The organism is Acetobacter aceti, assembly GCF_002005445.1.
Taxonomy (GTDB): Bacteria; Pseudomonadota; Alphaproteobacteria; order Acetobacterales; family Acetobacteraceae; genus Acetobacter; species Acetobacter aceti_B.
In genome coordinates this window covers 470,027-490,599 of the sequence record NZ_CP014692.1, presented here as the reverse complement: position 1 = coordinate 490,599, position 20,573 = coordinate 470,027, and the positions used below count along the sequence as shown (strand labels likewise).

General features: G+C 59.0%; 23 protein-coding genes. 9 read left to right on the top strand and 14 right to left on the bottom strand.

The window, feature by feature from the left end; all coding sequences use genetic code 11:
* Positions 1 to 98: 98 nt before the first annotated feature.
* The 6 genes from A0U92_RS02200 (at position 99) to A0U92_RS02175 (ending at position 5,845) form a co-directional block, all read left to right on the top strand.
* Positions 99 to 881 (top strand): hypothetical protein, encoded by a 783-nt coding sequence (locus tag A0U92_RS02200; RefSeq protein ID WP_149026351.1) that lies wholly within the window; start codon positions 99 to 101, stop codon positions 879 to 881.
* A 121-nt stretch (positions 882 to 1,002) separates the two neighbouring features.
* On the top strand, positions 1,003 to 1,998 hold the full coding sequence (locus tag A0U92_RS02195) for an NADP-dependent oxidoreductase (RefSeq protein ID WP_077814195.1): 996 nt from the start codon (positions 1,003 to 1,005) through the stop codon (positions 1,996 to 1,998).
* 30 nt (positions 1,999 to 2,028) lie between these two features.
* Positions 2,029 to 2,448, top strand: coding sequence for a nuclear transport factor 2 family protein (locus tag A0U92_RS02190; protein ID WP_187668834.1), 420 nt, complete (start codon positions 2,029 to 2,031; stop codon positions 2,446 to 2,448).
* 57 nt (positions 2,449 to 2,505) lie between these two features.
* A complete protein-coding gene (locus tag A0U92_RS02185) occupies positions 2,506 to 3,225 on the top strand; it encodes a PA1136 family autoinducer-binding transcriptional regulator (protein WP_077811812.1) in 720 nt (239 codons plus the stop codon).
* An 85-nt stretch (positions 3,226 to 3,310) separates the two neighbouring features.
* A complete protein-coding gene (locus tag A0U92_RS02180; protein WP_077811811.1) occupies positions 3,311 to 4,885 on the top strand; it encodes a cation:proton antiporter in 1,575 nt (524 codons plus the stop codon).
* Between the two features lie 108 nt (positions 4,886 to 4,993).
* Positions 4,994 to 5,845 carry an SDR family oxidoreductase gene (locus A0U92_RS02175; protein ID WP_077811810.1) on the top strand — a complete coding sequence of 284 codons (852 nt, stop codon included), beginning with the start codon at positions 4,994 to 4,996 and terminating at the stop codon, positions 5,843 to 5,845.
* On the opposite strand, the gene A0U92_RS02170 is transcribed toward A0U92_RS02175, so the two are convergent.
* From A0U92_RS02170 to A0U92_RS02145, 7 genes are all read right to left on the bottom strand, one after another.
* Positions 5,835 to 6,518, bottom strand: a complete 684-nt coding sequence (locus tag A0U92_RS02170; RefSeq protein WP_077811809.1) for a Rossmann-fold NAD(P)-binding domain-containing protein — start codon at positions 6,516 to 6,518, stop codon at positions 5,835 to 5,837. The genes A0U92_RS02175 and A0U92_RS02170 overlap by 11 nt on opposite strands.
* Before the next feature lie 597 nt (positions 6,519 to 7,115).
* Positions 7,116 to 8,351, bottom strand: a complete 1,236-nt coding sequence (locus A0U92_RS02165) for a cytochrome c (RefSeq protein WP_077811808.1) — start codon at positions 8,349 to 8,351, stop codon at positions 7,116 to 7,118.
* Positions 8,352 to 8,353: 2 nt separating this feature from the next.
* Positions 8,354 to 10,111 (bottom strand): xanthine dehydrogenase family protein molybdopterin-binding subunit, encoded by a 1,758-nt coding sequence (locus A0U92_RS02160; RefSeq protein ID WP_236748232.1) that lies wholly within the window; start codon positions 10,109 to 10,111, stop codon positions 8,354 to 8,356.
* On the bottom strand, positions 10,105 to 10,554 hold the full coding sequence (locus A0U92_RS18135; RefSeq protein ID WP_236748231.1) for a molybdopterin cofactor-binding domain-containing protein: 450 nt from the start codon (positions 10,552 to 10,554) through the stop codon (positions 10,105 to 10,107). The genes A0U92_RS02160 and A0U92_RS18135 overlap by 7 nt, the downstream gene beginning before the upstream one ends.
* Positions 10,551 to 11,009 (bottom strand): (2Fe-2S)-binding protein, encoded by a 459-nt coding sequence (locus A0U92_RS02155; RefSeq protein WP_077811807.1) that lies wholly within the window; start codon positions 11,007 to 11,009, stop codon positions 10,551 to 10,553. Before A0U92_RS02155 ends, A0U92_RS18135 begins: the two co-directional genes overlap by 4 nt.
* 483 nt (positions 11,010 to 11,492) lie before the next feature.
* Complete coding sequence (locus A0U92_RS02150) at positions 11,493 to 12,335, bottom strand: patatin-like phospholipase family protein (protein ID WP_222927838.1); 843 nt, start codon at positions 12,333 to 12,335, stop codon at positions 11,493 to 11,495.
* Positions 12,332 to 13,792 (bottom strand): flavin-containing monooxygenase, encoded by a 1,461-nt coding sequence (locus A0U92_RS02145; RefSeq protein WP_187668833.1) that lies wholly within the window; start codon positions 13,790 to 13,792, stop codon positions 12,332 to 12,334. The genes A0U92_RS02150 and A0U92_RS02145 overlap by 4 nt, the downstream gene beginning before the upstream one ends.
* A gap of 887 nt (positions 13,793 to 14,679) precedes the next feature.
* Between A0U92_RS02145 and A0U92_RS02140 the strand changes: the two genes are divergently transcribed.
* Positions 14,680 to 15,288: a TetR/AcrR family transcriptional regulator gene (locus A0U92_RS02140; RefSeq protein ID WP_077811805.1), complete on the top strand. Its 609-nt coding sequence runs from the start codon at positions 14,680 to 14,682 to the stop codon at positions 15,286 to 15,288.
* A gap of 137 nt (positions 15,289 to 15,425) precedes the next feature.
* On the top strand, positions 15,426 to 15,626 hold the full coding sequence (locus A0U92_RS18575) for an IS630 transposase-related protein (protein WP_077811804.1): 201 nt from the start codon (positions 15,426 to 15,428) through the stop codon (positions 15,624 to 15,626).
* On the opposite strand, the gene A0U92_RS17625 is transcribed toward A0U92_RS18575, so the two are convergent.
* Positions 15,541 to 15,750: a hypothetical protein gene (locus A0U92_RS17625; protein WP_187668983.1), complete on the bottom strand. Its 210-nt coding sequence runs from the start codon at positions 15,748 to 15,750 to the stop codon at positions 15,541 to 15,543. The genes A0U92_RS18575 and A0U92_RS17625 overlap by 86 nt on opposite strands.
* On the opposite strand from A0U92_RS17625, the gene A0U92_RS18570 reads away from it, so the two are divergent.
* A complete protein-coding gene (locus tag A0U92_RS18570; RefSeq protein WP_077811803.1) occupies positions 15,674 to 15,928 on the top strand; it encodes a hypothetical protein in 255 nt (84 codons plus the stop codon). The genes A0U92_RS17625 and A0U92_RS18570 overlap by 77 nt on opposite strands.
* Before the next feature lie 73 nt (positions 15,929 to 16,001).
* On the opposite strand, the gene A0U92_RS02125 is transcribed toward A0U92_RS18570, so the two are convergent.
* Genes A0U92_RS02125 through sufC form a run of 6 tightly spaced genes read right to left on the bottom strand, consistent with a single transcriptional unit; the run spans position 16,002 to position 20,566 of the window.
* Positions 16,002 to 16,385, bottom strand: coding sequence for a HesB/IscA family protein (locus tag A0U92_RS02125; protein WP_077811802.1), 384 nt, complete (start codon positions 16,383 to 16,385; stop codon positions 16,002 to 16,004).
* A 16-nt stretch (positions 16,386 to 16,401) separates the two neighbouring features.
* A complete protein-coding gene (locus A0U92_RS02120; protein ID WP_077811801.1) occupies positions 16,402 to 16,851 on the bottom strand; it encodes an SUF system Fe-S cluster assembly protein in 450 nt (149 codons plus the stop codon).
* Positions 16,848 to 17,282 carry a Fe-S cluster assembly sulfur transfer protein SufU gene (gene sufU, locus A0U92_RS02115; protein WP_077811800.1) on the bottom strand — a complete coding sequence of 145 codons (435 nt, stop codon included), beginning with the start codon at positions 17,280 to 17,282 and terminating at the stop codon, positions 16,848 to 16,850. The genes A0U92_RS02120 and sufU overlap by 4 nt, the downstream gene beginning before the upstream one ends.
* A 7-nt stretch (positions 17,283 to 17,289) precedes the next feature.
* A complete protein-coding gene (locus tag A0U92_RS02110; RefSeq protein ID WP_077811799.1) occupies positions 17,290 to 18,501 on the bottom strand; it encodes an aminotransferase class V-fold PLP-dependent enzyme in 1,212 nt (403 codons plus the stop codon).
* Positions 18,498 to 19,799: a Fe-S cluster assembly protein SufD gene (gene sufD / locus A0U92_RS02105; protein WP_077811798.1), complete on the bottom strand. Its 1,302-nt coding sequence runs from the start codon at positions 19,797 to 19,799 to the stop codon at positions 18,498 to 18,500. The genes A0U92_RS02110 and sufD overlap by 4 nt, the downstream gene beginning before the upstream one ends.
* Entirely contained in the window at positions 19,796 to 20,566 is a 771-nt protein-coding gene (gene sufC / locus A0U92_RS02100) for a Fe-S cluster assembly ATPase SufC (protein ID WP_077814193.1), read from the bottom strand. Before sufC ends, sufD begins: the two co-directional genes overlap by 4 nt.
* Positions 20,567 to 20,573: the final 7 nt, after the last annotated feature.

The window sequence follows — 20,573 nt, the reverse complement described above, 5'->3', positions numbered from 1 at the left end:
CGTTGGCGACCATCCGTACCTCCCGCTTGCTCCGCGCGAGCGAGCGGGCAGGATCGTGGAACGATTCGACGGCGCGACGCGGCCATGGAAGCAAGCTCATGATCAATAAATCGTGCCTTTACCTCTGTGTGCTAATGGGAAGCATCGGCGGTTCGACCATGGCGACCGCCCAGACCATTCCCAAGATGACTGTCACGACGCCCGGCACTGCGGCTCCGTCCTTCATGGACGGATTTTCGAAGGGCAATTTCTATCTTGGCGCGGCCGGAGCGGCGACATTCATTTCGCCACCAAACGGTTTCGCAAGCGCGCTGAAGGCCCGCGGGGGCGAACACTGGCATCCCGGATTCGCCGCGGGCGGCGTTGCGGGCTGGGCATTTTCGAATGGACTGATGTTCGATCTGGCCGTTGTTTATGCCGGCAATAATGCGAACAAGATCACGACCGCGAACGGTCCCGTCAGGCAGACAGGAACGCAGGGCACGCTCGCGACGCTTGCTGAAGTCTATTACACGTTGCCGCTTCCGAAGCTGGGCATCAATACGATGGCGATCGTCCCTTATGTGGGCGTCGGTTTCGGACCGACGTGGAGCCATGTTCGCACGAAGGCTTATTTCGCGGACGGCTCGATCAATCGTCCACATGGCAATTCAGGTGCGAATTTCACCTATGAAGTGGTCGGAGGCTTTGCCTTCCCGATACCGGGCCTGAAGGACACAGCGGGACTGCTCGACTACCGCTATCTGGGCGTGGTGAATGCCACCAATCTTCGGCAGACCTTTGAGCCTGCCGGGGGCGGAGCCTCAATCTCCGGGCCGGTGGTGCCGTCAGGCTACATCGCGGGTCACGTCATCGCGATCGGGATATCACACAGTTTCTGACGCCCGGACGGGACACCGTCGCGGGAAAAGAGAAGTCATACAGACAGAGATGTTTTTAACCATGCCATCGCAGCAGGTCCGAAACGGGACGCTGTCGGTGGTCATCACAAAGGAAGCGCCGATGTCCCACGCCTGGACTCTCGTATCCCGCCCGAAAGGTTCTCCGAGCATGGAGAACTTCGCGCTGCGGGACATACCCGACCAGCCCCTTAAAGAGGGTGAGATCAGGGTCTCGAACAGTTTCTTCTCCGTCGATCCCTACATGCGCCCCCGCATGGACGAGGGAGACAGCTATATCGCGCCATTCGAACTGAACGAACCCATGACGGGGGCCGCCGTCGGGCGCGTGGTCGAAACACGCTCCGAGCGATACAAGGTCGGCGACCGGGTCAGTCATTTTCTGGGCTGGCGGGATAGCGCCACCCTCAAGGCCGAGAATGCGCTTCCGCTGCCGGTCGGAGACCTGAAGGACGAATATTTCCTCGATGCCCTCGGCGTTATCGGCATGACAGCCTATTTCGGACTGTTCGACGTCGCCGAAGCCAGACCGGGTGATGTGGTGTTCGTCTCGGCGGCCGCGGGTGCTGTCGGATCGCTGGTGGTGCAGATCGCCAAGTTGCGTGGCATGACGGTCATCGGTTCAGCGGGAGGCGCCGAGAAATGTGACTTCGTGCGGTCTCTGGGCGCCGATCATGTCATCGACTACAAATCTCCCGGTCCGTTCGAGGACAAGCTGCGCGCGGCGGCGCCGGACGGTCTGGATGTCTATTTCGACAATGTCGGCGGCGAACAGCTTGATGCGGCGATGGGCGTGGCGAAACGCAACGCCCGGTTTGCGATCTGCGGCATGATCGGCATGTACAATTCCGACGCACCGATCGGGTTTTCCAACCTGTTCACCGTCATCTCCAAACGCCTGCAGATCCGGGGATTCATCAACGGCGATTTCATGGCCCGTCGCGATGAGTGCATGGCGCAGATGGGTTACTGGGTGTCCAAGGGACTGATCGAGAGCCGCTATACAATTTTTGACGGCCTCGATAACGGACCACAGGCGTTCTTCTCGCTCTTCAGTGGTGGCAACACCGGCAAGGCGCTGGTGCGTCTGGGCGCGTAGACCCCAATATTTCTAATGGAGACGATTCAAATGTCGCTCGCTACTACCGTCGGGACATTCTTCGACGCCTATCGCCGACAAGAGGTCGACGCCATGCTCGCATGTTTCTCGGACAAGGGGACCATTCACTACATCCCTGCTGGCGTGGAGGGCCCTGCCCGTCAGCAGGGTGTCGCCATCTGGACCGGGCTGATCGACGTCTTTCCGGACCTCACGAACAGGATCATGGCTCTCTATGTCGGCGATGACGGCCGGTCCGTCACGGCCGAGGTCATGATTTCGGGTACGCAGGCGAAGGACGGTTTCGGCATTCCCAATCTGGGAAAGCGATACGAACTGCCGCACGCCTTCATCATCACCGGCAGCCCTGACGGCGGCATCGATCGCATGACGGCTTACTGGGACAACGCTTCATGGTTTACGATGCTGGGCAGGACCAGTCTGGCCTGATGTCGTTTGGAGAGGTAACAGAAAGATGAGGGAAACCGGTCGCCGGGGAGTCCGGACATGACAGGTTCGGCTGCCGAAACGGCGTTTGCGACCGCGACCCTGATCGCAAGAGCCGAAACGCAGGAAGTCGTCGAGGATGCCATCCGGTCGTTCGGGCGCATGCTTGGTTATGACCGCTTCGTGCTGTTTGCGGCGTCTTCAGCGCGCGAGGACGTCGTCGACCGCATATACTGGGTCGAGGGCGACTGGTTTGGCGGAGGCAAATCCGTCGATGCCGCCAGTTATGTCCGGCGCTGTCCGGTGACGCATCATATGATCGAGGCGCACGCGCCGTTCTTCTGGACAAAGACGTCCGGAGCGTCCGGAGAATGCTACCGCATGGTCCAGACCCCGACCGGAGAGGGCATCCACGGCATCCAGATCCCTATCTTCGGGCCTCTTGGCCTTGAAGGCGCCATGAGCCTCGGGGGGACCCGGATCGACTCTTCCATCACGGCGCGCCTCGCCCTTTCGCTGGTCGCCGACACCGCGTTCTCGACCGTGCGCGGGCTGCTTGACGGTCCGAGCGAAAATAGTGCGATCCGTCTTTCGGAACGGGAACGGGAGGTGCTGTCCTGGACCGCCGCCGGGCGTCGTCAGGCCGATATTGCCGTAATCCTCGGACTTTCGGAACGCACGGTCGAAAATCATCTGCGACGTATCCGCAAGCGTCTGGGCGCATCGACCACCGCCCAGGCCATCCGCACCGCCATACAGAATGGCGATATCGAAAGCTGAACCCACGATCGTCTCCATGGCTTCCGGTCGAACAACCGCATAAGGATGGAGCGACTATTCCCTCCGCAACACACCCGGAGCCTCGATGGCCGCCACGGATCTCTTTGAATTTCTCCTTCTCCTCCTCCTTCTGATCATCGCTCTGGAGGTCGTGGCCCAGCGACTGAGGCTTCCATCGTCGATCGCGCTGATCGCGGGGGGAACGGCTCTGGCCATGATTCCCGGCCCGCGTATCGAAATGCCACCCGAACTCGTTCTGATACTTTTCATACCGCCGCTCCTGCTGGAAGGCGCGTATTTCACGTCCTGGCGCGGCTTCAGGCAAAACCTGTGGGGCATTCTGTCCCTTGCGATCGGGGCGGTTCTGTTCACCACGGGGGTCGTGGCGTGGACAGTCCATCATCTTTCGCCAGGACTCTCCTGGGCCACCTGTCTGGTGCTCGGCGCCATTGTCGCCCCGCCCGACGCGGTCGCCGCGCGGGCCGCCCTTGAGAAAGCGACCCTGTCGCGCCGGGTGCGGGCGCAGTTGCAGGGCGAGAGTCTTCTGAACGACGCGGCCAGCCTGACGCTCGTTCGCGTGGCTGTGGTCGCGGCGATCTCACATCGCTTCAGTATCGGGACAGCGATGCAGACCTTTTCCATGCTCGCGGCCGGCGGCGTCGCGGTGGGGCTGGTGATTGGTCTGACGGCGATCCGCATCTATCCGCATCTGCGGGATACATCCCTCGTCGTGCTGACCTCCTTTCTGGTTTCGTGGGCATCCTACATCATCGGCGAGCGGCTCGAAGTTTCGGGCGTACTGGCGACCGTCACGACTGGCATGCTGATCGGATGGCGCCAGCACAAGGTCTTTTCCGCTTCGATGCGAACGCAGATAGTGTCGTTCTGGAAAGTTGTGGTCTTCCTCATGGAGGCGGCCGTGTTCATGCAGATCGGATTCTCGCTGCGAGAGATCACGATGCGGATCGGCAGCCTGCCTGACGTCTGGGCGCTTTACGGCGTGCCTGTGTGCGGGACGCTGGCAGCGCTCTTTCTCGCGCGTTTCCTGTGGGTGTACGGCGCGATTCCGGTAACCCGTGCATGCGCCGCCCTCACCGGCCGCCCCATGACCCCGCTATCCTGGCGTGATGCGTTCATCGTAAGCTGGGTCGGGATGCGCGGCGTTATGACGATCGCAATCGCTCTGGCGCTTCCCGATGACATGCCCGCCCGTTCCCTGATCGTCGTTGCTGCATTCACGACTGTAATGGTCACCGTCGTCTTGCAGGGCACCTCACTTGGATGGATCATCTCCCTGCTCGGCTCGGGGAAGAACGCGGAGCAGGCCACCCTCATGACGCGCGGGGAAGTCATGGCGCAGATCACCGAGGCCCAGCGCGTCGCGGCGGAAAGGCTGGAACCGGATGCTGGGGTTTATCCGGGGCTTCTTGACCAGTTCACGCAACGCGCCCAGCGTGCGCGCGATGCCCTGACGCTGGCAGGCACAGAGTTCTCAATCCAGCGCCACGAAGAGGCTCTGCGCGCCGTCAATGAAGCCGGGCGGGAAAAACTGATAGAACTGCATCGCAGCGGATATATAGAAGACGAACTCATGCAGGCGATCCTGCAGCAGCTCGATCACGAAGAACTGAGCACCGTACTGGGGACCAAGGGTCATTAACCGCGTTCCATACAGTGATATCCCTTATTTCATTTTTGTGATCGGGCGTTTCAATAGACCCGGACGCCATGCACGGCGTTTCAATTCGACGGTATTTCGAGGAAACACATGCAACGCAAAGAGACGCAATCAAATGTCTGGCTCATTACCGGAGCATCCAAAGGTCTAGGCCTTGCTCTGGTGAAACACGCGCTCGCGCAGGGCTTTCGGGTAGCCGCGACGTCGCGTGACGCCGCGCGCCTCCGGACCGAAGTCGGCGCGGATGACGACGTGTTCCTGCCGCTGGACGTGACACTGACCGACGAGACCAGTATTGCCTCGGCCGTACGACAGACGAAAGAGCATTTCGGAACCATCGACGTTCTGGTCAATAATGCCGGCTATGCTGTTCTGGGGGCGATGGAAGAAATTTCCGACGCCGACGTTCGGGCGAATTTCGATATCAACGTCTTCGGCGTCATGAACATGATGCGTGGCGTCCTGCCGGTCATGCGCGCGCAGGGACGTGGGCATATCATCAATATCGCGTCCATTTCCGGCTCGCTCGGCATGGCGTCCACCGCGATCTACAGCGCGACAAAAGCTGCCGTGATCCTGCTTTCCGAGTCCGTCGCACAGGAGGTCGCGGATTTCGGCATTTCGGTGACGGCGATCTGTCCGGGAGGATTCAGAACGGACTTTCTGGACAAGACATCAGCACGGCACCCGCAGCAACCGATTGACGCCTATCAGGGCGTTCATGCCGCGATGGAGCACTTTGCCAGGTTGAATGGCAATCAGGGCGGCGATCCCGAAAAGGCCGCCGAGGTCATGATCGAGATCAGCCGGATGAAAAATCCGCCGACACGGCTTTATATCGGCAGCGACGCGCTGCATGGCATCGACCACAAACTCCGCGAGGTCGCGCAGAGCGTCGCGACCTATCGTGCTCTCGGTGAGAGCACGAATTTTATGGCGTGATCACGAGACATGTTTGCGGATGCGCGATCCGCATGATCTGAGGGTTGAAATATGTCCGGCATCCATCGCCTTCCTGGCCAGTGAGCCGGACAATCGCTCCGGCGACCGTTTCGGCGGAAATCACACCATACTGCGATAGTTTGCCGACCATCAGCGGCGCCAGTCCCGCCGCCAGTCGCTGACCAAATCTTTCGAGAGGCCGTGCTCTCGCCCGGTCCCCCAGCAGCATGCCGGGACGTATCAGATCGACGCGCGCAAAGCCGAGCGCGATGATATCACGTTCGGTCGCGCCCTTGGTGCGCAGGTAAAAGCCTGGACCACCCGCTCCGACAGACGATACGAGAATGAACTGGCGCGCTCCCAGCGCACGGGCACCCTGTGCAAGAGCCAGAACGTAGTCGTGGTCGACGCGATACATGGCCGCCTGCGATCCGGCTGAGCGAATCGTCGTACCAAGGCAGGAAATCGCCACGTCAACGCCATTCGGCACAACCGGACGCAATGTTGCTTCCGGAGCGGAATACAGACTTTCGAAATCAATTGGCTGACCAGATCCGGATGATCCTGAACGTACCAGCCGGGTAAGAGCGATATCGGAACGCTCGGCAAGGCCGGAACCGACGCGATGCCCGACAAGTCCGGTAGAGCCAGCAAGCAGGACCTGTATTGTCATCGACGCAATACCTCATGTGGACGTATATGAAAAACCGATGCGCCCATAAACAGAATTTACCTGATCTCTCTCCATTTGCATAGGAATTGACCTCCCTCCTGAAATACCCGCGATGTGAAACAAGGTCTGGCCAAAATAAGGTCTGGCCATTGGAAACAGACGATGAAGAAAGCATGTTTCGCTCGGGGGCAGGTCACGGAACGCATGAGAGAGCATCGGGCTGGCCCGACCTCAGCCGATCTGTGTCGCAGGCACGGGGCGGAGATGCGACATTCCACCCGTGATAATCGAAAATGTGGCGGGCTGTCATGACCGGAGCGGAACTGGCCAAGGATACGCAGGCGAAGACCGGCAGAGGAAATTCGGGAGAGCGGCGGGGCCGAACTGCAAGACGGTGCACCGATTTCTGAGCCGGAGCATTGAAGTTCCCTGCTCCCGTGCAAGCAAGCAGTATGGACGGGTGTGGTTCTGATCCGAAGTTAACCCCGGACCAGAACATCCTGCGGCGCGCCGTCAGAAGGCTGCATGATGTCAACAGGACACCTGTGTAGCGCCAAGAAAAGCCTTTCGAACGGGCGGAACCGTCTCTTACTGTACCTATTTTCCTTTTCGGGCGGCTTTCACTGCGTCCGTGTCGAACGCAGGCTGCGTTCCGCCCAGCGTTATCATCGTGTAAGCCGCGATATCCGCAAGGTCACGGTCGCTGTAGCCCGCACCGAAGCGCGGCATATCGGCGTTGCCCGTCGCCGTCGTCAGCCTGGAGCCCTCAATGAGAACCTGAAGAAGGTTCAGACCGTCGGGATCGCGCAACGTATGTCCGCCCGCGATCGAAGCGGACACCACCTGTCGCCCGATACCGTTCTCCAGATGACATCCTGCACATGCCCCGGCGAACAGCATCTCGCCATGTTTCAACGCCGCTGGCGAGAACGCGTCCGAAGCCTTTTTCGGTGGTTTCACCGGTTGCGCCGGTATGGTCCGCAGATACGTCACCATGGCAGCGGCATCCTCCTTCGTCATGAAACGAAGGCTGTAGCTGATGGCTTCCGCCATCGGCCCCGCCGCCGTTCCATGCCCGTCCGCATGACCTGTCGTCAGATAGGTCGCGAGCGCCTCATCCGTCCAGGAGCCGATTCCCGATTCCGGATCGGAGGTCAGGTTATAGGCAAGCCACCCCGCAGTGACGGCCCCGGCATAAGCGTGGCGATGGGATACCCCCATCGTCAGAGTGCGCGGAGAGTGGCACTCGGCGCAATGACCTGGCCCTTCAACGAGCCAGCGCCCACGATTCCAGTCGGCGCTCTGCTTCGGATCATCCGGATAGGATGAGGACGGCCCATTGAAGAGATCCCAGCCGAACATGCCCGGACGAATGATGTTGAACTGAAAGATTCCGGTATTGCTGGGGACCTTTCTGGCCACCGGCTGGACCGTCGCGATGTAGGCCCGGATTGCGAGAACGTCGTCCGGACTCATCCGCGCATAATCCTGATACGGCATGGCAGGAAACAGATGCTTCCAGTGCGGCGAGATTCCCCTGCGTACCGAGCGCACGAATTGGGCGTCCGTCCATTGACCGATACCGTATTGCGTATCCGGCGTGATGTTGGAGGAATACATCGTGCCCATTGGAGGCACGGCGAATGGACGCCCGCCGGCGAACGGAACGCCTCCTGGCGCCGTGTGGCACGCTTCGCAATCGGCCAGACGCGCCAGATACTGGCCGCGCTTAATGAGATCGGGATCACTCTGACCCTGCGTTGCGGCACATGCCGTTGTAACGGCCGCCAGCATCAGACCGACGACACCGAGAATGAGGAAGGAATGCCGCATTATCACGCTGCCTCCACGCCAGGCATCAAAGGCAGGGTGCGCAGACGTCGCCCCGACGCCGCAGCGATCGCGTTTGCCAGAGCGGGGGCGGCGGCTGCCGTGCCGGCCTCGCCCACGCCGCCCGGCGTTTCAGTACTGTCCACAAGATGGGTGTCGATCTGTGGTGCTTCATTCATGCGGAGGATACGCCACAGGTTGAAGTTGTCTTCCTGAACGCGCCCTCCTTTCAACGTGATTTCGTTAAACAGTGCTGCGCCCAGGCCGAAAATCACGCCCCCCTCGATCTGCGCGCGGATCTGGTCGGGGTTCACCGGCTGCCCGCAATCGGCCGCAACGGTTACCCGGACGATCCTGATCTGACCCGGCATACTCATATCGACCTCGACGACTGTGGCCAGATACGACCTGAACAGGAACTGCACGGAGACACCACGTCCATGCCCCTTTGGCAGCGACGTTCCCCAGCCGGATTTCTCCGCCGCGAGATCCAGCACGGTACGGGCGCGGGGGTGCCCTTGAATCAATGCGCGGCGGTATGCGACCGGATCGGCGTTCGCCCGATGGGCGAGTTCGTCGATAAAACTTTCAACGACGAAAAGGCCCCTGGTTCCGCCGACACCGCGCCACCACGCCGTCACGACGCCCGGCGCTTCGCGTCGAACGAACTCCAGTCGCGAGGCGGGATATGTGTATGGTGTCTCGAGAATGCCTCCGCCGAGATCGCTGTCGAACCCGTTGGGGGAAAGCCCCTCCGGCGCCCAACGGGCCACGACCGCCGGTCCAACCACACGAAACTCCATGCTCTGGACCCGACCCTGATGATCGAGACCGGCGCGCACACGATCGACATAGGCGGGTCGGAACCGGTCAAGCATCAGATCCTCTTCACGGCTCCACACGATTTTCAGCGGATACGGCACCTGTCTGGCGAACTGGGCAGCCTGGATTACGTATTCATGCTCGAGGCGACGGCCGAAGCCGCCGCCGATATACTGGCTGTGCAGATGCACCTTTTCCTTTGGCAGTCCGCTGATGCTCGCCACGCTGTCACGCGCGCGCAGCGGCACCTGCGTTCCGACCCATACGTCGGCGCCATCCGGGCGGACATGGATCGTGCAGTTGATCGGCTCCATGGTCGAATGCGCCAGGAGCGGCTGCTGGTATGTGGCTTCGAAACGCGCGTCAGCCCGGTCGAACGCGGTCGTCGTGTCGCCCTGGCTCTGCGCGACAATAGGATGCGCCTCTGACAATCCATCGTGCAGCTCGCGGTAGATCCGAGCCGTATCAACCGATGCGTTCGCACCTTCGCGCCACACGATGGCAAGGGCTTCAAGTCCCTTTTTCGCAGCCCAGTAATGATCGGCGACGACGCACACCGCGTTGTCGATTGTCAGAACATCGGTCACGCCGGGAACGCGCAGCGCCGCGTCGCGGTCGATCTCTCCGACCGTTCCCCCCATGACGGGACAGGCGGCGACGGTCGCGTGTTTCATGTCCGGCACACGGATATCGATCCCGAAAAGTGGACGCCCTTCAATCTTGGCGCGACTATCCAGCCGATGACGCGGGCGACCGATCAGCGTCCAGTCCTGCGCTGATTTCAGCGGAACATTCTTCGGAGGCGGCATTTTCGCCGCATCCTCGGCAAGATCCGCAAAGGCGAAGCTGCGGTTCGAGGGCTTATGCAAAACCTGTCCCTGTCGTGCCTCGCATTCGGTCACGGGGCAGCGCCAGCGTGCAGCGGCGGCCTGGATCAGCATCGTGCGCGCGGCGGCCCCGCCTCACGCAGCGTTTTCCATTCGAAGATGGTCGAGGTCGATCCACCTGTCGCCTGTGTGCCCATTTCCGGAGCGACATAGGCGACATCCGGCGGTGCTGCTTCGAGGTTCACACGGTCCGGATCGATGCCCAGTTCTTCGGCGATCAGAACGACTGAGCCCGTATAGATACCCTGACCCATTTCCACATTCGGAAGAATGAATGTAACGCCACTGTCTCCCGACACCTGCGTGGGTGCGATCCGGATATACGCACCCGGCGCGAACGGAGCACCGTCGGCTTCCGAGAGCGCACCCTGCGCGAACTCCGAGGGACGCCCGAAAGCCTCGCGGGCAGGGAGCAGCCCCGCCACGATCAGACCCGTCACACCAGCAAGGAAACCTCGACGGGACGAAACGGCCACACCTGTTGCCGGGTCTTTCATGCGATGTCTCCCGCTGCGTTGCGGATGGCCTGACGAATACGCGGGTATGTGCCACAGCGGCAGATGTTGCCTGACATCGCGGCGTCTATCTGCGCATCCGTCGGATGAGGTGTGTTCTTCAGCAATGCGATGGCGCTCATGATCTGGCCGGGCTGGCAGTAACCGCACTGCACCACGTCGATGTCCGCCCACGCATCCTGAATGACCCGTGCCAGCGGGTCATTTTCGAGCCCTTCGATTGTAGTGACCGATTTCGTCCCTACATCGCCTAACGGCAAGGAACATGCGCGCACCGCCTGTCCGTCCACATGTACGGTGCAGGCGCCGCATTCAGCAATCCCGCATCCGAATTTCGTGCCGGTCAGTCCCAGCACGTCGCGCAACACCCAGAGCAGGGGCGTATCGGGAGGCACATCCGCCTGGTAATCGTTATTATTGATACGAACGGTTGCCATAATTCGCCTCTAACTCCTGTCTCCAAGGTCGCAGACGCTATCCGGTGCGATGGAGCGTGACAGATTGACGAAGGAACGAACCGGCATGCTTCGGAAGCTTCCAGACGCCACACGCATACACCTTATCCACATTCAAAAGCTCCGTCGGACCGGAACCGATTCTGAGCCCCGAAATCATTCCATGATCGTAATATGAAACAAAAAAGCGGTTTTGGTCACCTAAACTACAGACCGCGCAAAAGGTTCCGTCATTGTGTTTCCCCGCGTCGATGTGGGTGAGCGCGGGTTGGCAAGAGGAAAATTACATCAACATCGCAGCCGATCTCTATTATGGGCGGCAGAGTGCGGTCGAATGAACACCCCTACATTCTTCGCCAGTCCATGCTTCTCGTTGCCACGAGCACCAACCGGTATGAAAATGTGCAGTATTTGAAACTGAAGTTTCAAAATCTTTCTGACAGCACATCTTTAACGGATATCAGGTCACGAACACCACATTCGCGCCAACCGTGTCGCCTCGCCATATCCTTGCCGATAACCTTCCCGTGCGCTGTCCGCCGCGGCGGCAGGGTCGAGAAATGCCGTCATGGCGGCGATGGCAGCCTCGTCCGGCCGCACCACATGCACATCCGACGACGCGCTCAAGGGACGGACATCAGAAGTTGTCCCCAGATTCATCGGCTGCAAGACAATAACCCGCCGGAACCCCTGGGCGAGGTCCTCGTTCGTGGCCGAACGGAAGGAGCCATCCATGTAGCGCGTATCCGCGATCGTCACAGCCGGCCAGACGACGGCAATAGCGCAGCTTGCGGCCACCGCGTCCACCAGATCGACCCCCGACCGTGCATCGAAAACCCGCAACATGCCGGTATGAGCGTCGATCGCCGTCAAACGCAGGTCCGCTCCCCGAACTGGCCATGTGTGGGACGGCAGACGATTTTCGATAATTGCGCGGCGTTCCGCCTCGAATACCCTATCACGCTCAAGCGCAAGAGCACCTATGGTTTTCCGTGCATGAAGGGCATCCGGTTCGCTGGTCATGATCCTGGAAAACCGGGCGATCAGTTCACTTACATTGAGGTCGATATCAGGCTCGCGCGCGAGCGTTCCGTCAATCTGACGACGATACAGTGCGGAAACCGACATGGAGGACGTGATCTGGGCAGCGACGGTCGCCCCTGCGGATGTCCCTATAATGACATCCGCGGACGCGACGACATCCAGCCCGCCGCGGGCGAGGCCGGCGAGAACGCCAGTCTCCCACGCGATCCCGGTAATCCCGCCGCCGCCCAGAACGAGCGCCCGCTCCTTGCTGGGCATGTTCATTTCGCGATTTCCACCTGAGCAGGCCGGATATTGAAGTCCGAAAACACAACGTCGCGCATCAGTTCTTCAAGCTGCGTCGACGTCAGGGGATTGACCAGCGGCACGCCATTGGCATCCAGATACCAGCTGCTGCAGCCACCCGTGTACCAGATCGTCTTTTTTGCCCGCTCGCGCGCGTCGTTCACGAATTTTTCGGATCGTTCGATCTTCGGCGCAATTTCCACGTGGTCCCTCATCACCCTGTCGATCAGCCGCGCGACATAATTGACGTGCGTTTCGATGATTTCGATGATCGAAATACTCCCGCCTGGCGAGAACGGTCCATTGACCATGAAAAAATTCGGCATGAACGGCAGGGCGATCGAATTGTAATTGAGGAACACGTCCGACCAGATGTCGTCGAGCGTCACGCCGTCCTCACCGGTCACCCGCATCGGACGAAGATAACTGTCGGCATGGAACCCGGTCGCCAGCACAATGATGTCCAGCGGACGCAATGACCCGTCGGCCATCCTTATTCCCTCACGCTCAACCCGCGCGATGCGTTCGGTAACGACAGAGACATTCGGTCGCTGGATCGCATCATAGAATGTTCCGGAAACGACCAAGCGCTTGCAGCCGACGGGATAATCCGGCGTTAATTTCGCCCGAAGAATCGGATCTTTCACGGAATTAAGGGCGTCCACGCAGGCGGCATTCCGTTTCTCGGCATCCGCTCCAGCCGCGATGCCTTCGAAAAGCGCCCGAAAGCTGTCGCGCGCCCTGTCATAGGCACGTATCGCCTCGCTGTCGGACGTACGCGCTTTCTCCAGTTCTTCCGGATCGATCTCCTTGTTTTTCCACGGATAGACCCATTGCGCAGTCCGCTGATATACGTCCAGATGCCCCACGGTGGAGGCAGTGGCGCTAATGATCTGGACGGCGGATGACCCGTTGCCGATGATGCCGACACGCTTGCCCTCAAGAGAGAGATTCTTGTCCCAACGGGCGGAATGCACGACAGGGCCGCCAAAGTCGTCGAGCCCCTCGATGACAGGATAGTTTGGAACGCGCAGGCGACCCACAGCCCCGATGACGATATCGGCGTGGAGAATTTCACCGTCCGTCGTTGTGAGTTTCCACCTTCCGTCCACCCATTTGGCGTCCGTCACCTCCACGCCGAAGCGGATGTGACCGTCGATTTCGAAGCGGGTCGCAATATCCTGAAAATAATCCCAAAGCTGGGAACCGGTCGCGAAAGTATTCTTGACCGTCATATTCGGCGCAAAAGGATAGCAATAATATTGCGCCGGAACATCGCACGCCACGCCGGGATATGTATTGTCGCGCCAGGTTCCGCCGACGGAATCGTCCTTTTCCAGTATCTGGAAGGACAAGATTCCCATTTCCCGAAGCCTGATGCCCATGCGTATGCCTGCAGCTCCAGCACCGATGATGATGATATGTTTCGAAGCCATCTTACGGACTTTCATTGTTTTTTTGCGACCACTCCTATTCAGACAATGCTAACGAATGGTCGTTAGTTACCTTATTGCCATGAACGACCTGCGTCAAAGAAATCAGCACAATCATCGTACACATTCTCGTTTATGCTGCTCATGAGACCTGTGCGCGGATGGTGGATTTTTCGGAGTTATCTGTATTCGATGAGGAAAATGCCTCAGCGCTTCCCGTTTTCTCCATACCTGGAACGCTACACGCGCATTACATGATGGATGTTGTCGCCAACCTGTCATGCAGTTGCAGTGAGGATATTGAGCATCCGGCTGAGATTGCAGGCAATGGCTGTGACATGGATCTGGATGGCGCTTTGGCGAGGCCGCGCCATCGTCATGCTCCAGGTTTAATATCAGCCCAGAGAGAGTCACCATTCATCCGAAAAATCCACTACCCGCACACAGGTCTCATAAGAAGATGGTGTTACCTGAGCCTGTGGAGCAGGTCTCCGATGGAGATTTCGTGCGCGAGATGCTGGCATTTGTCGCCGGGCGGATGGTGAACATGGTGGTTGTGGCCCGCAATGAAAGCTGACGTTCTGGTCTCTATGGGTTCCCCAAAGAGCGCTTGGCGCAGATATCTCGTCGACGCCCTGATCGAACGGGCCGTATGCCAACACTCCATGAAGAACGGGGGGCTCGCCTCGTTGAGCCATAATTCCAATATCCGGTTACCAATCGTGATAACCGGATGCCCTCAATGACCGGCCATACCACACTACTTCTTGGGACACTGGGTCTCGGGACACTGGCCAGACCCGCGACGATCAAACAGTCTCTGGACGGATATCCGGAATTGATGTCAGACTTGATGTCAAACGTGAAAATAGCACAGGTGCACATAGTACATGGCGGATGATGATACACATATCGTAAGTAAAAAAGCCCTTAAGCGAGATTATATCGACGAGGTTGCGTGCGATCTCTTTGCTCGACAGGGGTTTGCCCGGACCAGTATGCGCGACATAGCCGGCGCCATCGGAATTCGTGCTCCGAGCCTGTACAATCACGTCGATTCCAAGGAAGAAGTGTTAAATCGAATATTATTAACAATGTTCCATGCTCAATATAGCGATCTTAAAAAGGCTCTGGCAGTGAGCGAAAATCCGATTGAGCAGGTAAAAAAAGGCATTGTGGCCCAAGTCCATTTTCGGATCACTCACGCTAATGCAATTATCGTGGCCGCACGAGAAACGCTGGAACTGAATGCCAATATCAAAAATGAGGTCTTAAGTTTACGGGACCAACAATATCAAGCCTGGGCAGACGTCGTCGAAAGAGGTGTGCAAGCTCGCCTTTTCCACGTCCCGTCGGTGCGCTTAGCCTCTATCACCATGTATGATTTTTTTAACTATCTGGAAATCAATATTCTCCGAATTCAAGAGAATATATCGAAGAAGGAGCTTTGTAACTGGTATATGGAAATGGCCCTCCAAAGCCTCGGAAGGCAACCGTGAATTGCCCCGGGTTTTGGGGAGACGTTTTTTATCTGATTTAAGCGGCTAGAGCGCTCTGTGAATAGATTGAATCGCGGGATTCCCCGGGAGTGTGTGATGTGATTCAAGATGAGGACTGGTAGAGGAGGCCAGCCTTCATGCCGAGAGCCTACTCACAGGATTTACGAGACCGGGTAATTGATGCGGTGGAGAAAGCCGGAATAAGTTGCCGGGCGGCGGCGCGCCGCTTCGGCGTGAGCGAGGCCTCAGCGATCAAATGGGTTCAGCGCGCAAGAAGCGTCGGAGATCGGTGCTGCGCTGGCACGGGGGCCATCGTCCCTCGAAAAAACCAAGCCTGAACGAGCGTGGCTGCTGGCCATCATTGGCGCCGAGCCTGATATCACCCTTGCGGCGCTGTCGGTCCGCCTGCGCGACGAGCGTGGCGTTCAGGCTGACACGGGTATGCTGTCGCGCTTTTTTCAATCCGAAGGGATCAGCTTCAAAAAAAACCGTGCTGCCCTGCGAGCAGGATCGGCCTGACGTCGCGCGCAAACGTAAGGTCTGGAAGCGCTATCAGGCCGATATAGATCCGACCCGTCTGGTATTCATCGACGAAACCTGGGCCAAGACCAATATGACGCGCACTCATCAGCCATCATGACCACACTCTAAAAAGCTTATAAAAAGCACTATCAGAGCGTCTTTATGTCACAGACATTTCTTTATCATCATAGTCAGACGTGAAAGCTCATCCCGCAGCCGCAGCGACCTTTTTCATTGGGATTACTGAAGACAAAACCGGACTCGAAATCACCCGTCTGATAGTCCATCTGCGAGCCGATCAGAAACAGAACCGCTTTCTGATCAATCAATACCGTCACGCCCTGACTGGTGACACGCTCATCACCCGGTGTTCCCGCCTCATCGACGAAGTTCATATCATAGGCATGACCGGAACAGCCCTTCGTGCTGACCGAGATACGCAGCAACTGTCCGGCATTCGCGCCTTCATAGAGAGTCCGCAGACGATCGGCGGCTTTCTCCGACAGCGTGATGACGGGCGGCAGTTCACGAACCGGACGGGAGGAAGTCTGGCCTGCTGAAGTCTGTGTGTTCATCGTGACATCTCCGGACTCAGAACATGTTGAGGGCAAGACGGGCCTCATCGCTCATGCGCGACATATCCCATGGCGGATCCCACACGACATCGACCTCCGCAGACGTGACGCCGGGCACCTTTTCCACGGCTTCGCGCACCTGCACCGGCAGTTCCTGCGCGCTGGGGCAGTTGGGAGCCGTGAGGGTCATTTCAACCTTCACCCGGCCATCATCATGCAGATCAATCGCGTAGATCAGACCGAGTTCATAAATATTCACCGGAATTTCCGGATCATGCACCGTTGCGATGGCGTCGATCACGGCGTCTTCAGACGGCACGCCCGTTGTCGGCTGCACCTCCCCATCCGGCGTCCAGTGAGCAACCTGCCCCTGATGCGTCTCAGCAACATCCTTGTTTTCGGCCGACAACTCGGCATTCTGCGGCGTCATCCTGTGTTCGTCCTGTGCGGGCATGGTATCGGTCATTGAGTGAGCGCCTCCCCCAGCGCTATCCAGGGCAATGTCGCACACCGCAGGCGGGAGCGATGGGTTCTCAGAGGGCGAAACGCCTGTAGCCCCACGGATAAAACATCCCCGTCCGCAATCAGATCCTGCGAAGAAGGGGTCTCAAGCATATCGGCAAACCGACGCCCCAGTTCAAGAGCATCAGCAATGGAACGCCCTGTCACGGTTTCCGCCATCAGATCCGCCGACGCCATGCAGATCGCACAACCGCGTGTATGGTGACGAACAGCGTCAATGGCCCCATCAGTCGTACGCAACGAGAGCGTCACACGATCGCCGCACACGGGATTATTCCCCTGCGCCGTCGCCGTCTCCTCTTCCACACTGCCCGAAAACTCGGGTTTGCGGGAGCGGGACAGGATCAGCGCATCGTAACAGGATGATCCGTCCATAACCGGCCTATACGAAAAACTGCCGGATACGCTTGAGCGTTTCCGCAAGTGTGTCGATTTCTTCTTCGGTCGTATAAACACCGAAGCTGGCGCGCGCCGTGGCCGTCAGTCCCAGACGATGCATCAGAGGCTCGGCGCAGTGATGCCCGGCCCTGACCGCTATGCCGTTCCTGTCCAGCAGCGTGGCAATATCGTGGGAGTGCACATCATCCATTGTAAAGGAGATGACGCCGCCACGCTCTTTCGGCTTTCCTACAACCGAGAAACCGGGAACTTCGGGTAACACACGAAGGGCATGCGCCGTAAGGGTGGCTTCATGCGCCCCGATGGCCTCGTAGCCAATGCTTTCGACCCAGTCGATGGCAGTACCAAGGCCGACCGCTTCCACAATCGCCGGTGTGCCAGCCTCAAATTTTGCCGGAATGGGCGCCCAGATGGACTTCTCGAATGTCACACTCGAAATCATGTCGCCACCGCCCATGAAAGGCGGCATGGCGTCCAGTAGTTCCCGCCGCGCCCACAGCACGCCGATTCCGGTCGGCCCATAGAGCTTATGACCGGTAAAGACATAGAAATCAGCGCCAAGTTTCTGTACATCGATCTTGCGATGCACCACGGCCTGACTGCCATCCAGCAGGATTTTCGCGCCTGCGTCATGCGCCATCGTCACCAGACGCTCGGCCGGAGTGATGGTGCCCAGCACGTTCGACATATGCGTGATGGCGACCAGAGCCACCTTGCCATCCGAAAGCAGGCGGCCATAGGCATCCAGGTCGAGGTCACCTTCATCGGTGATGGGCGCGACACGAAGCTCAATCCCGGCCCGATCGCGCAGCATCTGCCACGGCACCAGATTGGCGTGATGTTCCATTTCGGAAATCAGCACAGCCTGTCCCGGCTTCAGCAGACTTCCGTAGGAATAGGCGACAAGATTGATCGCCTCGGTGCTGTTGCGGGTAAAGACGATCTCTTCACGTGCACCGCCGAGGAAAGACGCCACGCGGCTGCGGGAAGCCTCATAGGCTTCCGTCGCCCGCTCGCTCATCCAGTGCAGGCCACGATGAATGTTCGCATATTGCGAGCGCATCATCTGCGACATGGCGTCTATGACGACATCGGGTTTCTGGGCAGACGCCGCACTATCCAGAAAAACCAGAGGCTTTCCATGAACCTTTTCCGACAGGATCGGAAACTGCGCTCTGATGTCTGCGATATTCATGCGGTTTTCTCCGCGGCACCGATGCGCTGCCTCAGGACCGTCGCAAGCGTCTGGTTCAGCGCAGCCCGCAGCGTCTCATCTTCAACGAGTTCAACTGTTTCAACCAGAAAAGCCTCAACCAGCATCTGACGCGCCTGATCGTCAGGGATGCCGCGACTGCGCAGATAGAAAAGCTGGTCATCGTCCAGCGCGCCGACTGTCGCGCCGTGACTGCACTTGACGTCGTCCGCGTAAATCTCAAGTTCCGGCTTGGCATTGATCTCGGCGGACGGCGACAGCAGCAACGCCTGATTCATCTGGTAACCATCGGTCTTCTGCGCGACACGCTCGACCAGAACCTTGCCCTGAAACACCGCCCGCGAGCGATCCGACAGAACATTGCGCACGGTCTGACGCGAGACGCAGTCAGGCGCTCCGTGCGTAATGACGCTGGTAATGTCGCCAACCTGCGAGGCCGCCAGAAGCTGCGCCCCGTTTACATGCACAGCAGCGTGGTCGCCATGCATCGTGGCGTGCACTTCATGCCGCGCCAGCACGGAACCGAGACCGAGTGTGAAGCTGTCATAGGCGGCGCGCACGGCGATATCGGCATAGACCGTCGCCAGATGAACAGCGTTTTCGGCTTCCCGCTGGATCTTCACATGCGTCAGATGGGCTTTCTCGGCAATCGTGCAGCTTAGAACCGGATTATGCAGATAAGCACCCGCGTTTTCAGAAGCCACAATCTCGATAATCGAAAGCGAAGCGCCCTCGCCCAGCGTTATGCTGTGGCGCGGATGGAATGACACATCGCTGTCCGTGCCAAGCGCCAGAGAGACGAGCACGAGTTGCCCGACCTGCGTGCCGGGAGCCACGGAGATCCGCACACCGTCACCAGCCAGCGCGGTGTTCAGCGCGACCATGCCTTCACGGTCAGGCGATGCCAGTATTCCGAAATCCGGTGACTGGACAAAGGATGTGCAGGTCACGCCTTCCGGCAGATCTGTCGATGACAGCGTCGGCGCAAACCGGCCATTCACCAGCACCAGACGCGGAAGAACCGCAACCACTGAATCCGGCGGCAGAATGCGTGCCAGCGCGGCCTGAGCCGCCGTTTCATCAAACCCGGCCGGCGCATCAGAAAAAACACGCCCAGAGAGCGCCCGCAGATTTGTATAATGCCAGGCTTCGACACGCGGTGTCGGAAGCCCTGTGCGGGCCAGAGCACCAGCGGCAGCTTTGCGGTCCTCGCCTTTCACATCGGAAAGACGGGCCGCAAACGGTTCAAGACCCTGCGTGATCGGCGCGATGGCGTTCATGCCGCCTCCCTGAGAAAGGCTGCATACCCTTCCTCGTTGATCTGCCGGGCCAGTTCCGGACCACCACTGCGGATGATGCGACCTTTGGCCATCACATGCACACGATCCGGGCCGAGATAATCGAGCAGCTTCTGATGATGCGTGATCACCAGCGCCGAGAAGTCGGGAGAGCGCAGGTTCTGCACACCCTCTGCGACAATCCGCAGCGCATCGACGTCAAGACCGCTATCCGTCTCATCAAGGATGGCCAGCGTTGGCTGCAACATGGTCATCTGAAGCACTTCGTTGCGCTTCTTCTCACCACCCGAGAAGCCGACATTGACGTTACGCTTGAGCATGTCGTCAGCCATGGAGAGATTCTTCGTGGCGGCGCGGACAGCTTTCAGAAAACCGACAGCATCCAGTTCCGGCGCGTTGCGTGCGCGGCGGACCGCGTTGACGGCTGTGCGCAGGAAGTTGGCGTTGTTCACGCCCGGCAGTTCCACAGGCGCCTGAAAGGCAAGGAAAATACCGGCGGCAGCCCGCTCTTCCGGCTCCATGGCCAGCAGATCCTCTCCCTTGAACAGGACCGATCCTGCCGTGACTTCATAATCCTGACGCCCGGCGAGAACATAGGACAGGGTGGATTTGCCACAGCCGTTCGGCCCCATGATCGCGTGCACTTCACCCGGGGGGATCACCAGATCCACGCCGCGCAGGATTTCCTTGGGAGCGCCATCGGCGTCGATGCTGGCATGCAGACCGGAAATTTTCAGTAATTCGCTCATTTTTTCC

What these genes read in the sequence shown, in the direction of transcription:
- A0U92_RS02200 (WP_149026351.1), top strand. Translation starts at nt 99, where the DNA reads ATGATCAATAAATCGTGCCTTTACCTCTGTGTGCTAATGGGAAGCATC.
- A0U92_RS02150 (WP_222927838.1), bottom strand. Translation starts at nt 12,335, where the DNA reads ATGAACATGCCCAGCAAGGAGCGGGCGCTCGTTCTGGGCGGCGGCGGG.
- A0U92_RS02145 (WP_187668833.1), bottom strand. Translation starts at nt 13,792, where the DNA reads ATGGCTTCGAAACATATCATCATCATCGGTGCTGGAGCTGCAGGCATA.
- A0U92_RS02160 (WP_236748232.1), bottom strand. Translation starts at nt 10,111, where the DNA reads ATGCTGATCCAGGCCGCCGCTGCACGCTGGCGCTGCCCCGTGACCGAA.
- A0U92_RS02190 (WP_187668834.1), top strand. Translation starts at nt 2,029, where the DNA reads ATGTCGCTCGCTACTACCGTCGGGACATTCTTCGACGCCTATCGCCGA.
- A0U92_RS02185 (WP_077811812.1), top strand. Translation starts at nt 2,506, where the DNA reads ATGACAGGTTCGGCTGCCGAAACGGCGTTTGCGACCGCGACCCTGATC.
- A0U92_RS02155 (WP_077811807.1), bottom strand. Translation starts at nt 11,009, where the DNA reads ATGGCAACCGTTCGTATCAATAATAACGATTACCAGGCGGATGTGCCT.
- sufD (WP_077811798.1), bottom strand. Translation starts at nt 19,799, where the DNA reads ATGAACGCCATCGCGCCGATCACGCAGGGTCTTGAACCGTTTGCGGCC.
- A0U92_RS02120 (WP_077811801.1), bottom strand. Translation starts at nt 16,851, where the DNA reads ATGACCGATACCATGCCCGCACAGGACGAACACAGGATGACGCCGCAG.
- A0U92_RS02140 (WP_077811805.1), top strand. Translation starts at nt 14,680, where the DNA reads ATGGCGGATGATGATACACATATCGTAAGTAAAAAAGCCCTTAAGCGA.
- sufU (WP_077811800.1), bottom strand. Translation starts at nt 17,282, where the DNA reads ATGGACGGATCATCCTGTTACGATGCGCTGATCCTGTCCCGCTCCCGC.
- A0U92_RS02125 (WP_077811802.1), bottom strand. Translation starts at nt 16,385, where the DNA reads ATGAACACACAGACTTCAGCAGGCCAGACTTCCTCCCGTCCGGTTCGT.
- A0U92_RS02180 (WP_077811811.1), top strand. Translation starts at nt 3,311, where the DNA reads ATGGCCGCCACGGATCTCTTTGAATTTCTCCTTCTCCTCCTCCTTCTG.
- A0U92_RS18135 (WP_236748231.1), bottom strand. Translation starts at nt 10,554, where the DNA reads ATGAAAGACCCGGCAACAGGTGTGGCCGTTTCGTCCCGTCGAGGTTTC.
- A0U92_RS02110 (WP_077811799.1), bottom strand. Translation starts at nt 18,501, where the DNA reads ATGAATATCGCAGACATCAGAGCGCAGTTTCCGATCCTGTCGGAAAAG.
- A0U92_RS02170 (WP_077811809.1), bottom strand. Translation starts at nt 6,518, where the DNA reads ATGACAATACAGGTCCTGCTTGCTGGCTCTACCGGACTTGTCGGGCAT.
- A0U92_RS02195 (WP_077814195.1), top strand. Translation starts at nt 1,003, where the DNA reads ATGTCCCACGCCTGGACTCTCGTATCCCGCCCGAAAGGTTCTCCGAGC.
- A0U92_RS02165 (WP_077811808.1), bottom strand. Translation starts at nt 8,351, where the DNA reads ATGCGGCATTCCTTCCTCATTCTCGGTGTCGTCGGTCTGATGCTGGCG.
- A0U92_RS02175 (WP_077811810.1), top strand. Translation starts at nt 4,994, where the DNA reads ATGCAACGCAAAGAGACGCAATCAAATGTCTGGCTCATTACCGGAGCA.
- sufC (WP_077814193.1), bottom strand. Translation starts at nt 20,566, where the DNA reads ATGAGCGAATTACTGAAAATTTCCGGTCTGCATGCCAGCATCGACGCC.
- A0U92_RS18575 (WP_077811804.1), top strand. Translation starts at nt 15,426, where the DNA reads ATGCCGAGAGCCTACTCACAGGATTTACGAGACCGGGTAATTGATGCG.